General features: G+C 53.6%; 12 protein-coding genes and 1 rRNA gene. 7 read left to right on the top strand and 6 right to left on the bottom strand.

Going from position 1 to position 13,342, the window contains the following annotated elements; translation table 11 throughout:
• A 16S ribosomal RNA gene (locus JW984_00005) occupies positions 1-450 on the bottom strand; the annotation flags it as partial.
• Between the two features lie 565 nt (positions 451-1,015).
• Between JW984_00005 and JW984_00010 the strand changes: the two genes are divergently transcribed.
• Complete coding sequence (locus tag JW984_00010) at positions 1,016-1,861, top strand: tetratricopeptide repeat protein (GenBank protein MBN1571561.1); 846 nt, start codon at positions 1,016-1,018, stop codon at positions 1,859-1,861.
• Positions 1,862-2,117: 256 nt separating this feature from the next.
• On the opposite strand, the gene JW984_00015 is transcribed toward JW984_00010, so the two are convergent.
• The 4 genes from JW984_00015 to JW984_00030 all read right to left on the bottom strand — a co-directional run bounded on the left by JW984_00015 (position 2,118) and on the right by JW984_00030 (position 7,230).
• On the bottom strand, positions 2,118-3,902 hold the full coding sequence (locus tag JW984_00015) for a hypothetical protein (protein MBN1571562.1): 1,785 nt from the start codon (positions 3,900-3,902) through the stop codon (positions 2,118-2,120).
• A gap of 464 nt (positions 3,903-4,366) precedes the next feature.
• Positions 4,367-5,362 carry a hypothetical protein gene (locus JW984_00020; GenBank protein MBN1571563.1) on the bottom strand — a complete coding sequence of 332 codons (996 nt, stop codon included), beginning with the start codon at positions 5,360-5,362 and terminating at the stop codon, positions 4,367-4,369.
• A 162-nt stretch (positions 5,363-5,524) separates the two neighbouring features.
• Positions 5,525-6,709 (bottom strand): M20/M25/M40 family metallo-hydrolase, encoded by a 1,185-nt coding sequence (locus tag JW984_00025; GenBank protein MBN1571564.1) that lies wholly within the window; start codon positions 6,707-6,709, stop codon positions 5,525-5,527.
• Positions 6,710-6,849: 140 nt separating this feature from the next.
• Complete coding sequence (locus JW984_00030) at positions 6,850-7,230, bottom strand: tautomerase family protein (protein ID MBN1571565.1); 381 nt, start codon at positions 7,228-7,230, stop codon at positions 6,850-6,852.
• A gap of 43 nt (positions 7,231-7,273) precedes the next feature.
• Between JW984_00030 and JW984_00035 the strand changes: the two genes are divergently transcribed.
• The 6 genes from JW984_00035 to selD all read left to right on the top strand — a co-directional run bounded on the left by JW984_00035 (position 7,274) and on the right by selD (position 11,902).
• Positions 7,274-7,435, top strand: coding sequence for a hypothetical protein (locus JW984_00035; GenBank protein ID MBN1571566.1), 162 nt, complete (start codon positions 7,274-7,276; stop codon positions 7,433-7,435).
• A gap of 407 nt (positions 7,436-7,842) precedes the next feature.
• Positions 7,843-8,946 carry a YedE-related selenium metabolism membrane protein gene (locus JW984_00040; GenBank protein ID MBN1571567.1) on the top strand — a complete coding sequence of 368 codons (1,104 nt, stop codon included), beginning with the start codon at positions 7,843-7,845 and terminating at the stop codon, positions 8,944-8,946.
• A complete protein-coding gene (locus JW984_00045) occupies positions 8,947-9,171 on the top strand; it encodes a sulfurtransferase TusA family protein (protein MBN1571568.1) in 225 nt (74 codons plus the stop codon).
• A 174-nt stretch (positions 9,172-9,345) separates the two neighbouring features.
• Complete coding sequence (locus JW984_00050; GenBank protein MBN1571569.1) at positions 9,346-10,500, top strand: aminotransferase class V-fold PLP-dependent enzyme; 1,155 nt, start codon at positions 9,346-9,348, stop codon at positions 10,498-10,500.
• 120 nt (positions 10,501-10,620) lie between these two features.
• The gene (locus tag JW984_00055) at positions 10,621-10,839 is read left to right on the top strand and encodes a DUF3343 domain-containing protein (protein MBN1571570.1); all 219 of its coding nucleotides are present in this window, start codon (positions 10,621-10,623) and stop codon (positions 10,837-10,839) included.
• Positions 10,840-10,858: 19 nt separating this feature from the next.
• On the top strand, positions 10,859-11,902 hold the full coding sequence (gene selD / locus JW984_00060) for a selenide, water dikinase SelD (GenBank protein ID MBN1571571.1): 1,044 nt from the start codon (positions 10,859-10,861) through the stop codon (positions 11,900-11,902).
• A gap of 209 nt (positions 11,903-12,111) precedes the next feature.
• Here the strand turns inward: selD and JW984_00065 are convergent, their stop codons facing one another.
• Positions 12,112-13,227, bottom strand: a complete 1,116-nt coding sequence (locus JW984_00065; protein MBN1571572.1) for a PQQ-binding-like beta-propeller repeat protein — start codon at positions 13,225-13,227, stop codon at positions 12,112-12,114.
• Between the last annotated feature and the right edge of the window lie 115 nt (positions 13,228-13,342).

The following is a 13,342-nucleotide window of genomic DNA, read 5'->3' on the forward strand; positions in this document are numbered from 1 at the left end:
ACTCTGACAGAGCTTTACAACCCGAAGGCCTTCTTCACTCACGCGGCGTTGCTGCGTCAGGGTTCCCCCCATTGCGCAAGATTCCTCACTGCTGCCTCCCGTAGGAGTCTGGACCGTGTTCCAGTTCCAGTGTGACTGGCCATCCTCTCAGACCAGCTAACCATCGTAGCTTTGGTGAGCCGTTACCTCACCAACTGGCTAATGGTCCGCGGGCCCATCTCCCAGTGGTAGCCGAAGCCACCTTTGACTACAAAATAATAAACAATGTAGTGTTATGCGGTATTAGCACACCTTTCGGTATGTTATCCCCCTCTGGAAGGTAGGTTACCCACGTGTTACTCACCCGTGCGCCACTTTACTCACCCACCGAAGCGAGCTTTCTCGTACGACTTGCATGTGTTAAGCACGCCGCCAGCGTTCGTCCTGAGCCAGGATCAAACTCTCCAATTAAATTTGTATCAAGGAGACCGCCGCCGATCGATATTAATCGATAACCGGCGCCCCCCCGATAATTTCAGAACTATCGGCAATGTTTTCAAGATAAACTTGAAGACAGAGCCGGGGCGTTTGCCGGAAAATATTTATTTTCCGGACTTAATGAGACCCGTTTAAAACGAGTATTTCTCAATACTCCACAAGTTCCATTCCCACCGTTCAGTTCTCAAAGACCCAAAAGGGGGCCACATCAGGCCCACAAAGTCACATATTATATTAGTGCTGATATGTCTTGTCAAGAAAAAAATCGGGAAAATCTTACTTACCCCAAAAAAAATCGCTCTCCCCTTCCCCTCCCCAAAGAATTGTCCCTCCCACCCCGCCGTTTCCTTCAACCCATCTGCTTTCCCCAGCCTCCCCCGTCCCGTAATGATGGCCAACTCTTCAGGTGCATTTTTAATTCTATTATATAAAGGATATGTTGTCAAGAAAAAGATAAAAAAAATTTAAATTATTTTCTTTAATTCTTTTCACGTTAATCTTGACTTATTGGAGAAGATAACGTAAAATTTCCAACATTATGAAAAAACTAACCTTAAAAAGAAAAACCAATGTCGCGACCGCCGTCTTTGTTGCGGTCGTTATCCTGTTTACTTTTGCCGCAAATGCGATGGCAGAGGAAAACGCCCTGACGTTCCTGGAAAGGGGGGCAAACCTCATAGGCCAGGGGAAATACTCGGAGGCGATAGACGTACTAACCCAGGCGCTGAAGGAGGACTTCCCGGAGGGGCAGCGGCTCGAAAGCAACTACGCCGTAATCTACGCCAACAGGGGCGACGCCTACTTTAAGCTGGGATTAACCGATAAGGCCCTGGATGATTACAACAGCGCCCTGGAGCTCGACAACACATTCCCTGAGGTCCTCTTGAACAGGGGAGTCATCAAGAAGAAGCTGGGGGATTACGAGGGGGCCCTGATCGATTACACCAAGGCGATCGATTCAAAGTCGATGTTTCCCGCGGCGCATTTTAATAAGGGGGAGCTCCTGATAGAGATGGGAAGGAACGAGGAGGCTTTGGAGCAATTGTCAAAATATATCCTCCTCGTTGCGGACAATCCGCATGTCTACAATCTGAGGGGGGAGCTCTACCTGAAGGAGAAGAAATACAATCTCGCCCTGGGAGATTTCAACAGCGCTCTTTACATAGACGGGAAAAACGCAGAAGCCCTTATGAATATCGGAAAAGTCTATATCGAGACGAAGGACTACACCGGCGCCGAGCTGGAGCTCAACAAGGCCATCGCCATAAATCCCGACTTGGGGGAGGCCTATATGTTGAGGTCGAAGGCGAGGGAAGGGCTGGGGAACAAGGCCGGGGCCGAGGCGGACCGCAAGAAAGCTAAGTCGCTCAATCCTAACCTGTAGTCGGCTTCTCCGGTCAGGGGGTTCGCTGTATGGGATTCGATGAGGTGGACGGTTGGCAGGGGCAGGGGGGGCAAGAGGGAAAACAGCGGTTTTTTTTCAAAATGACCATAGCGGCTCCCTTATTTTAAGGGAGCTTTTCAATGGAGGGGGCGGGAGCTTTTAACGGCCCCGGAAACGAGCCGCAGGGTTTGTCGCTTTGCTTGAAAAAAAAGGGGCGGTACAAAGACGCCCCCATGTGATCTCATTTTATCTTCAGCTAAAATTCAAACCTGATCCTGAGTGACCCGCCGTAGTTCCACCCCCTGCTGTTGTAGCCACGCGCGGAGTCGCCGTCGTAGGAGTAGGGGAACCCGCTTCCGCCGAAGTCCGAGCCACCCGTGCTGTAGCCCTTGAGGTTATAGTTCAGCGAACTCAAGGGCATGGTGACCATCCCTCCAAACACCAGGGACAACCTGCTCATGGGTGTTATTGTCATCGATGTTGCAAGTGTAAGATCCTGATATGAATCCGTGTCGCTCACCCTTACATATGTGATGGTGCTCGGATCGCCGCTGATATAGGGGGAGTGGTTTGCCTCGTAGAGACTCATCTCTCCCCAACCGAGGTCATACCTGATGCTTAAATCCGCTGTCAACTCGGGCGTGAATTCTTTTCCGACGCCGAATGTCAGCGACATTATGTCCATTTCTTCCTCCATGCGCCTGGTGAAGGAATTAAAGCCCGAGCCCATTGCAAGGCCGTCATCCACGACATTCTCATGATAGTACGCCGAATAAAGGTTGTAATGGGTGTAAAGGGCGTTTCCCCGCAAGTCAAAGCCATCGAGGCTCAGCTTCACCCCCGCCCCGGATTCTATCTCCCATTGTCTCTGTTTTCCCTGATATTCCACAGTTCCATCGCCGTAGAAGATCTCGGGATAGTTGAACGGCGCAAAATAACCTACGCCCATTCCATCTATTTTCCACTCAATATCCCTTTGGAAGTAATCGGCGACGGCGAGGATCGAGACGATATCGTTGATTTTGTATTCCGGCTTTAAGTTGGCGGATATCTCGTAGCCCTTGATTCGTCCGGAATTCAGGTTTTCTTCATAGGTATTGGAGGGGAAATTGCCAGGCGCCACGTTTGACCAGTGGTCTGCAAAGAGGGAGGCCTTTTTTTCAACCCTGCCTGTATAGATGTTCCCCGTCACGGATGAATTGAGTATCAGAAAATCGGTCGGATATACAGACACGCCGAGGGTCGGGGCGAATAGGTGATATTTGAAGGTCATCTCCCTGTCCGTTGAGACATTTTCCGGGAACTCGCCGCCCGGTCCGGTGGCCACTCCGTATCCGGTCGCATCATTAACGGATTTCTCTAACGTGTAGGCGTATTTAAAACCGGCCCCCAGAGATAAGTAGTCGGTTAAATCCACGTTGTAAAGGAGGGATATCCCGTATGTGTTGGAATCCGCCTTGCTCCTGAAGGAGGACTCGACATCGCCGCTGAAGGTTGCGGGATAGCTCCACTCGTACTTAAACGAGCCGTCCCCTTTAAGGAGGTTATTTTTGTAGCTGAAGATGGCCCCAAGATTCGAGATGTCGTTCAGCTTCACCAAAAATCCAACGTCAGTGCCGATGGCGTTGGAGACGTAGGCCTCGTCGAACGCGCCCCTTATATCCCCCTGGGTCGCATTTAACATGATTTCGTTGTAGATGTCGGTGGAGACCCTTGTCAAACCCCCGAGGTAGTAGATATCGTAGTAGAATTCGTATTCAGACTTGGGTTCGAGAAGGGCGGGGTTAATTTGAAAATCACTGTTCCAGATTGACGCGTTCAGCTTCAGCAAGAGCTTCGGAGTCGTGTTTATTTTTGGATCCTCCAGTATCTCCTTCTTGAAGCACTCGTTGTAATTTTTTACGGCGCTGTCCGAGGTTGCCGTGGGGGGAGCCTCCCCTCCCGTTTCGAGGCTTTTGTTCTCCCACTTTATGGCGTACGAAGAAACCGCCAGTGCGAGAGACAGGGTAAGGGAAATGGATAAAACAATCAGCTTCCTCATTTTATATCTCCCTCTAAAAAACTTATAGATAGGTTAAAATTTTTCCCCTTGGGCGATTTTGAAAATAAAAATCCATTGAGACAAGGAACTCCCTTCCGAACGGGACAAGAATCACCCAAAGCTCCCCTTTTGAGAAAATCGGTCCGAAAGCTCCGTGTGTCAAATTTCCCCTGGGGAGGCGCTTCGTGAAGTCAGCTAAAATTCAATAAAGTATTGCGATGAAAAATAAAATTCAAAACAGTGTTATTAATTTATACTATTTTGATAAACATGTCAAGAAAAAATATATAAAATATACATCATAAGACTAAAATTATATATATTTTATGCAATATTTTAAAAATTATCCAAAAAAAGCAGATTTCAGACAAAAAAAACCCTTCCATAAAAAGAAGGGGGTTTGTCAATGGTCTGAGGACGCTTAAAGCGTCCCAGAACCGTTTATTTATATTTGCTTGTCTCTTTTAAGAATCGGCCATCTCGAAGGCCCTTGTTCTATATTCTTCCGGGATCAGGTGTATGTGCATCTGGTCGGTCAGGGCGGGAAGGCCGAACCACTGGCCGGAGGTGGTGAGAACCGTCTCGAAGGCGCCGTTTTCATCAACGGCCGCGGCGCCGCCGGTGGCCCAGAAGAGGAGCCTCTTCGATATATCCCCCTTCATCCTGCTCCCTCTTCCGAAGAAAACGATCTTCTCTCCGAGCCTTATTTCCCTGTAGAAATTATAGCTGAGTCTCACCGACACCCCGCCGTTCTTCGCTATGAAAAATCCCCCCCAGCCGGTCGTCTCGTCCCCCAGGGCCAATGGCGCGATGAGGTGAACGAATTCGCCCCTCCTGAAGCGGAAGAACGTCTCACCGTCCCCTCCCTCGAATCCGACGAGGGAGACGACCGTCTTTCCGTCGCTGTCTTCAGGGTCGTCGAAGAGGTGAAACTTCCTCTTGAGGCCCGGCTCCTTCCTCTCCGCGCCGCAGACGAAGCAGTCGGTGTAGTAGGGGAGGGGAATCAGGCGCCCGTCGAGCTTCGAGAAGTTCGAGGGCAGGTACGCCTCGAAGGCCTCCCTCTCTTTCGCGTCTTCCGTCGAGAAGGAGATGTCGCCGGAGATGTAGGGGAGATTGACGCCCTCCTTTCTGATTACGCCTGTGGCGCCCCCGTCTTTTCTTTCTGCGGTTACGGTTACCTCGTCCCCAAGCGCGACGGCGGTCCCCCCCATTCTGAAGTCGGCTCTCAAAGGGAAGATAGATTTTGGATCATCGGGGTAGTCGGGAAGACCCGATGCCAGCTCCATGATGGCGCCCATCCCGAATCCCCCGTGGGGCAACCCCACCCACCCCTCGGTCCGCTTGTCCATCTTGATTTTTGCCGTGAGCGGACCATCCGTATTTTTTTCGTACCCTCGAAGGATGAAGCCGTCCTTCCCGCAGCCGATGCATTCCCTGTGATCGTCGATAATATATTCCATGATAATCCTTTAGGATTCAGGTTTGGATGTCAACTCCGTTCCGCCCTCATACCGACCGATTATAGCACAAGTTGAGAGTTTTTGGACATCATAATATCTAATCGGCATGAAAAAGGGGGGCTCTCCCACCCCCCTTTTTTGAGTTACAATGAATTCACAGGCTTACTTGGTGCTGCAGCTCTCGATATATTTTTCGAGGGTCGCTATCATAAGCTTAAGGTTTTCGTAGTTCACCCTCTCGAGGTTATCGGTGGTGGCGTGAAATCCGCCCATACCCATTCCCGGAAGCCCCGAGTTACCCACGGTGATGAATGGGATCCCGACCACGGCGAAGCGGTGAGAGTCGTCGGTGATGTAGCCCTCTCCCGCCAACTCCATCGGCTTTCCGGATATCTCCTCACAGGCCACATTCAGGCGGTCTATAAGCTCTTTATCCGGGTCGTAGAACTTCAGGAAGACCCCGACCTTCTTCCAGTAGACCATGTTGCCATTTTGGGCCACAAGCTCCAGGTTGACGAGGGTCGTGGGGATCTCCGGCTCCGCCTTCTTACCCCACCTCTCCTTGACGTAGAAGTTTGCTCCCTGGAGGGTCGTCTCCTCCCCGGACGTCAGGATGATCGTGACGTTGGAGTCGCCTATGTCCACCTTGCCGTCTTTAATATCCTTGGCAACGGCGAGGAGCGTCACCACGGATGTCCCGTTGTCCACGGCGCCCAGGCTGTCGCGCTCCTTCGGCAGAAAAACGAATCCACCGAAGCCCAAGAATATGAGTCCCCAGTAGACAACGAGGATACCCGCAACTGTAAGGTTTATCGCCGTTACGAGCTTGTTCTTCAATGCGTCGAATTTCTTCACGAAGAAAAGCCAGATAGAAAGAAGGACGCCCAGGGCGAAGGCGTGGGGTATCCACCTGTAGATCTTGGCCCTCTGGATGTGATCCCAGAAGTCGGTCTTGGAGTCGTAGTGGGCCATGAAGATCAGCTCCCTTACGGCGTTCGGGGCCTGGAAGCTCACAATGATGTTCTCGCCTGTCTTTTTTATAAGGCCGCTCACGATCGGCATGAACATCTCGAACTCAAGAAAGAGGAGCGGGAAGATGATGATCGATACGATCAAGGCAAAAAGGGGTTTTTTCTTTAGCACCAGTATGAAGAGGATGACCGCCAGTATCAATAGCGTCAACCCTATCAGAAACTGCATGTAGGGTCTCAGGGCGAACTCCTGCACGATGAACGGAACGTCCCAAGATGTGAGTAGTCCCTTGATGTAGGCGGCCGTCTTTTCGAGGGACTCCCTGTGGGCCGGCCTCGGCACGGCAATATTCGTCAGAATTTCCTGTAGGTCCATGATTTACTCCAAAAAAAATAGTCTTTGGCCCTGGATTATAACACAAAGCGCCAAAAAGTCTAATTGTTTTTGGCCGGGAACAACCCCCTGTATCGGAAGAGATCCTGCGGCTTTCAATCATACATTAAAATCTCAATATCTCAATATCTCAGGTGTATCTTCGACATGGGGATTCCGCCCCTCCCGGCCCAGTCTTTCCTGTCGCTCTCGATGACGTTAAAGATTATATCCTTGTTATCGACGCCGGTGTGTCTCTCGACCACCTCGTTCAGCTTCCTGAAGAGCGTCTCCTTCGTCTCGTCCGTGCGTCCGGAGAACATCAGAAGCTCGACAAAGACGAAATCTACGCTTCGGCTCTCGTGGACGGACCGCTTTTCCCTCGGCGTCGTGTAGACGGCGACGTGGCCGTGGGTCGGGTCAATCTTGAGGGTTTCCACCATAACCTCCCTGACCTCGTGGGCGAAAAGGGGTGAAACCTTTTCGGCAATTTCATCCGACAGGTGTATCTTGAAAAAGGGCATGATTACCTCCTCGATCATAATAGGTTACTCAATGGATTAGACAATGGAAAAGAGAAAAAATTTCCTTGACAAAACAGAAAAATATAAGTATAAAAATACCATAATTCAAAGCATCTTCCTCATGGGGTCGCTGGCTGGATGGTTAAGTAGGATGTATCGAGAGGGAATACGCGATAACGAGGAAGAGAGAGAAGAGATGAGATGATACGAAAGATCAACACAACCATTTTCCTTTTGATATGAGGCCGTTGTTCGGGGCCCGGGCGGTCCCGAAGCACGTTAAAGCCAGCCTCACCCTTCCCGCCGTAGCCGGAGGTCTCCCTCGGCACGCCCGGAGGGGCGAACGCTTGAGGGAGACACCTTGGCAAAATTTCGCTTAAAGAGAAGAAAGCCTCCGAGAGATCGCCGTTCGATGCTATCGATTACATCGGCGATTTCAACGGCGATTCCATTGGATTTCACCGTCCCGTTTTCACGCCGGATACCGTATCCGTGCAAGCTGTTCCGCCCTTTATATTCCACCTGTTTTAAGCCGCACACCCTTACAGCCCAGTGTATATACATATCGGGAATCAATAGAATTATAGGTTCAACTATCAAAGGAGATTTGTAATGACAAAGGTCAAGAGTTTTTTTGCGAGCAGATGTGGCATCATTACGGTCGGCGGCCTCATAGGGATCATCGCCGCTTCGCTCCAGAAGTTCGGCAACCCCGGAAACATGGGGATATGCATGGCCTGTTTCGAGCGGGACATCATGGGCGCTTTGGGCCTTCACAGGGCCGCGGTCGTCCAGTACCTGCGCCCAGAGATACCTGCGTTTGTCTTCGGGTCCCTCATCGCCGCGCTTATGTTCAAGGAGTTCAAGTATCGGTCGGGGTCGTCGCCGGTGACCAGGTTCTTCCTCGGCATGACGGCAATGATGGGTGCCCTGGTGTTTCTCGGCTGTCCGTGGCGGGCGCTCCTTCGACTCTCAGGGGGCGACTGGAACGCGATTACCGGCATAATAGGCCTTATCGTCGGGATTACCGTAGGCGTCCTCTTTCTCAAGAAGGGCTTTACCCTGGGGCGGGCCTACCGGGGAGACACTAAGTTCGCCTGGATATTCCCCTTTATCATGGCAGTCCTCCTTGCCCTTGCGATAATTTACCCCAACTACGGCGAGGGGGCGGCCCTCTTCAGGAGCGCGAGCGGTCCCGGATCGATGGGGGCGCCGCTGGCAATATCGATAGGGGCCGGGCTGATCGTCGGCTTCTTGGCCCAGAGGACGAGATTCTGCACCATGGGGGCTATCAGGGACGTGATCCTGATGAGGGACTTCCACCTCCTGAGCGGTGTGGTAGCCCTTGTCGTGACCGCGGTCGTGATGAACCTGATCTACGGTCAGTTCCACCCCGGTTTCACGCTGGGCGTCGACGAGGCGGGGGCGGTGATCAATCAGCCGGCGGCGCACACGAACCAGCTCCTCAACTTCGGCGGCATGGTATTGGCGGGGATGTCGTTTGCCCTGGCCGGGGGGTGTCCTGGGCGCCAGATATTCCTGTCGGGCGAGGGTGACGCCGACGCAGCAATCTTTGTCATAGGAATGATGGTGGGGGCAGGTGTTGCCCACAACTTCATGATGGTGGCGACCCAGACAAACGCCCCCTGGATTGTGGGGATAGGCATCGTCGCCGTCTTAATCATAGGCTTTCTATCTATAGAGAGGGAAAAATAAATGGCTGATAAAAAGGAGAAGACAATAGACGCCCGGGGACTCTCCTGTCCCCAGCCTGTCATAATGACGAGAAACGCCATAAAGGGGATGGAAGGCGGAAATGTAAAGGTCCTCGTAGACACGATGACCCAGGTTTACAACGTGTCCCGGTCGGCGGAAAAGCTTGGATGGGGGGCCGAGTACAGTGAGGCGGAAGGGGAGTTTCAGATATCTCTGAAGAAGTAGTTGACAAAGTCTACCGTCTCACAGATACTTGAAATTGGAATGCGCTGAATGGGGGAGCGGGGGGGGTGTCCCGTTTTCTAATCGGGCGCCCCGACATTATGCTATTTAAGGTCATTGACCATATCGCAAATTGCATAATGAAACCGTGGGCACAGGATCTTAAGGTTTGTGGAAATGATATATCTCGACAATGCCGCGACATCGTGGCCGAAGCCGAAGTCCGTCGTCGATGCGGTGTCCGATTTCATGAAAAACGTAGGAGCGAATCCGGGCAGAAGCGGGCACAGGCTCTCGATGGAGGCCGAGAGGATACGCCTCGAAACGAGGGAGCTGATTGCAAAGCTCTTCGGGGGGAGCGATCCCTTCAGGGTGATATTCACGCTAAACGTCACCGAGGCCATCAACTTGGTTATCGGGGGGCTGGTGTCGAAGGGGGGCAGGGTGGTGACCACGTCGATGGAGCACAACGCCGTCATGCGCCCCCTGAGGCACCTGGAGAAAACGGTCGGAATCGAGATCGCCCTGGTTCCCGTGAGAGTGGACGGAACCATCGATATCGAGGCGATGGAAGAGGCCCTCGGGGGCGGGGCGGACCTGGCGGTGGTCAACCACGCCTCGAACGTCTCAGGGACCATCGTGAATATCGCCGAGGTGGGGAGGCTGACCCGAAAACAGGGCGTTCCTTTACTTGTGGACGCGGCGCAGTCGGCGGGATCACTGCCGATAGATATTAAGGAGGATATGGTGGATATACTGGCCTTTACGGGGCACAAGGGGCTTCTGGGGCCGACCGGAACGGGGGGGGTTGTCTTCGGCGACGACTTCGACTGCGAAAGGCTCCCCCCGGCTGTCTTCGGCGGCACCGGCAGCAGGTCGGAGATGGAATATCAGCCCGATTTTCTCCCCGACAAGTACGAGAGCGGGACGGCGAACGTCGCCGGGATAGCGGGGCTGTGCGAGGGGGTCAGGTGGATTCTAGACAGGGGGGTGGACGAGATTCGCGCCCATGAGGTGAAGATCACAGGCAGGATGATCGAGGGTCTCTCCAAGATCGACAGCGTCAAGGTGATAGGCACCGGGAACGCAGAACTTCAAACGGCCACCGTCTCGTTCGTCGTCGACGGGATAGACGTCTCCGAGGTTGCGGCGAGCCTCTGCGACGACTACGACGTCATGTGCAGGGTGGGGCTCCACTGCGCCCCCAGGGCGCACATGACCCTGGGGACGTTCCCGGAAGGCACGGTTCGCTTCGGGATGGGGCCGTTTACGACGATCGAGGACGTCGACAGTGCGTTGAGGGCCGTGGGGGCGGTGGTGGACGGGAAGTAGACAATATTGGACAAAGAACGGTTCGTCCGCTTTTCGCTCGTATTATGTGAGGGGGTAAGAAGATTTGTATTTCATGCTTTTTAAGTTTGGCCTGGACCGATAAATGGGGATAGATAGACTATGGAATACGCCGTGGTATTGATGGACAGCACGAGCTACGCCATAAAGGGGGAGAGGGTCTTGAAGGATGCTGGGATACCGGCGAAGCTTATCCCCGTTCCCCGCCACCTGAGCAGCGACTGCGGCGTTACGGTGAGAATACCGGTAGATGATATGGAGCGGTCCGAGGGCATTCTGAAGGATAGGAGCGTGCCATTTAACGAGATAGTAAGGATATAATTTCCGAAGCGAGGAGGAGATGGAAGAGCTAAAACTGACCAGCATGGTCAAGGCCGCGGGGTGAGCCGCTAAGACGGCGCCCGACGCCCTGGCGCAGGTCATGCGCCGCTTAAAAGACTATTTCCCGAGGGATAGTTTTCCCAACCTGATGGTGGGTCTGGACGATTGGGACGATGCGGCGGTCTACAAGATCAACGACGAGACCGCCATCATCCTGACGCTGGACTTCTTTACACCCATCGTGGACGACCCCTTCGACTTCGGCGCCATTGCGGCCGCCAACGCCCTCTCGGATATTTATGCGATGGGGGCCGACCTTGTTTTGGCCCTCAACATCTGCGGCTTCCCGGATGACCTGCCAAAGGAGATAGTCGGAAAGATACTGGAGGGAGGGGCCGACAAGGTCAGGGAGGCGGGGGGAGTCCTGGCGGGGGGCCACACCATAGACGACAGGGAGCCGAAGTACGGCCTTGTGGCGATGGGAACGGCCCACCCGGAGCGGGTCCTCACGAACAAGGGCGCCCTTCCCGGAGACGCTCTCGTCCTCACGAAGCCTCTGGGAGTGGGGATCGTGACCACCGTCCTGAAGGCCGGTGAGGCGGATAAGGGGGACGTGGAGGGCGCCACGATCTGGATGAAGAAGCTCAACAAGGCCGCCGCAGGAATAATAAGGGATGTGGGGGCCGACGCCTTGACCGATATCACAGGGTTTGCCCTCTCCGGCCACTCTTTGGAGATGGCAAAAAGCAGCGGGGTAAGGCTGGACTTCGTTGTCGAAAGCCTGCCGTTTGTGTCGGGGGCAAAGAGATACGCAGATATGTGGCTCTTCCCGGGGGGAACCTGCAACAACGAGAGGTCGTTCAAGGAGAGCGTCCGGTTCGATGAGGCGATCCCGGAGGAGATGAGACAGCTCCTCTTTACCCCGGAGACATCCGGGGGGCTTCTGGCGGCGGTAAAGCCGGAAAACCTCGACGCACTGAAATCAAGGTTTGAAGAGGCCGGGGAAGATCTCTGGGTAGTGGGGGAGGTTTCCGAGGGGGAGGGGATAAGATACACGCCGTAGGTTAGATCAAGGGGAAAACCGCGTCAAAGGGTGCGGGGAAGAGGGGTGAGGGTTTTGGGGGAGCAAAAAACTAAGACATGTATAAAAAATCCCCGGTCACGGCCGGGGATTTTTTGATTTGATTTTCAATTTTAAAGGGGGGCGTTCAGGCCCACAATCTTGGGGTTCGGTCTTGTCGTGGCCTTCAGTTTTGACAAGGAGTTTTCTCCTTATCTCAGGGCGTGGAGGAACCCGGAATCGTCGCCGAAGTAGACCGTCTTGTCCTGGACCATGGGCGATGAGCGGATAGGCTTTTCCACCCTGTACTGCCATCTCATTCCCCCGTTGTCTACCCTCAGGGCGTAGAGCCTGCCGTCGTCACCGCCGAAGTACACGGCGCCGGCGCAGACGGCGGGAGATGTCGCGATCTTGTCCTCGGTGAAATATTGCCACCTGGGCATCCCCGTCCTTGCGTCAAGGGCGTAGAAGCGGCCGTCGTCGCTCCCGAAGAAGACCGTATTCCCCGACACGGCCGGGGAGGACTTCACGTCGTCCTCGGTCTTGAAGCGCCATATCAGCTGGCCCATGTTGGTCTCCACGGCGTAGAGGTGGTCGTCGTCGCTCCCGAAATAGACGACGCCGCTTGACACTGCGGGGGAGGACTCGATGTTTCCCTCCGCCTTGAAGCCCCACATCATCGCCCCGGTCCACTTGTCGAGCCTGTAGAGCGTGCCGCTGTCGCACCCAAAAAATATTGCGCTCCCGACTACTGAGGGTGAGGATTTGATATTATCCTCGGCCTTGAAGCTCCATCTCAGGACGCCTGTCTGGGAGTCGACCGCGTAGAGGAGACCGTCGTCGCTCCCGAAGTAGACGACTCCCTCGGACACTACGGGCGACGACCTGATCTTTCCCTCCGTCTTGAACGTCCATCTCACGACCCCCGTTTTTTTGTCGATGGCGTAGAGCCTCTCGTCGTCGCTGCCGAAGTAGACGATATTTCCCGCAACCGCCGGGGAGCTTGAAATTTCGTCCTCGGCGGTAAACCTCCACTTCAGAAATCCGGACCTTGCATCCACAGCGTAGAGGTTCTTGTCGCTGCTGCCGAAATATACTATCCCTTTTGATACCGTCGGGGTCGAGCGGACGGCGTCTTCCGCCCTGAAGCTCCACTTGATCTGACTTAATGAGTAGACAGCCTTCGTGTGAAAGACGCCGGTCCTGTCGGGGCGGTTTCTGAACATCGTGTATGTGGAGTTGATCTTCTCGGCCCCGGAGAAGAGGAGGGCCCAGGCCGTGCCAAGGGCGGCCAGGACTAAAACGGCCTTGAAATATCTTCTTAACATCTTTTCCTCGTCGATATTGTATTTCTAAAGGACAAATATACTTGTTTGAGAGGAGGATGTCAATACGTTTGGTTTTTTGAGATTGGTGTAAAAACCTTAATCCAAATAGAAATGA

This window comes from Candidatus Zymogenus saltonus (genome assembly GCA_016929395.1).
Lineage (GTDB): Bacteria > Desulfobacterota > Zymogenia > Zymogenales > Zymogenaceae > Zymogenus > Zymogenus saltonus.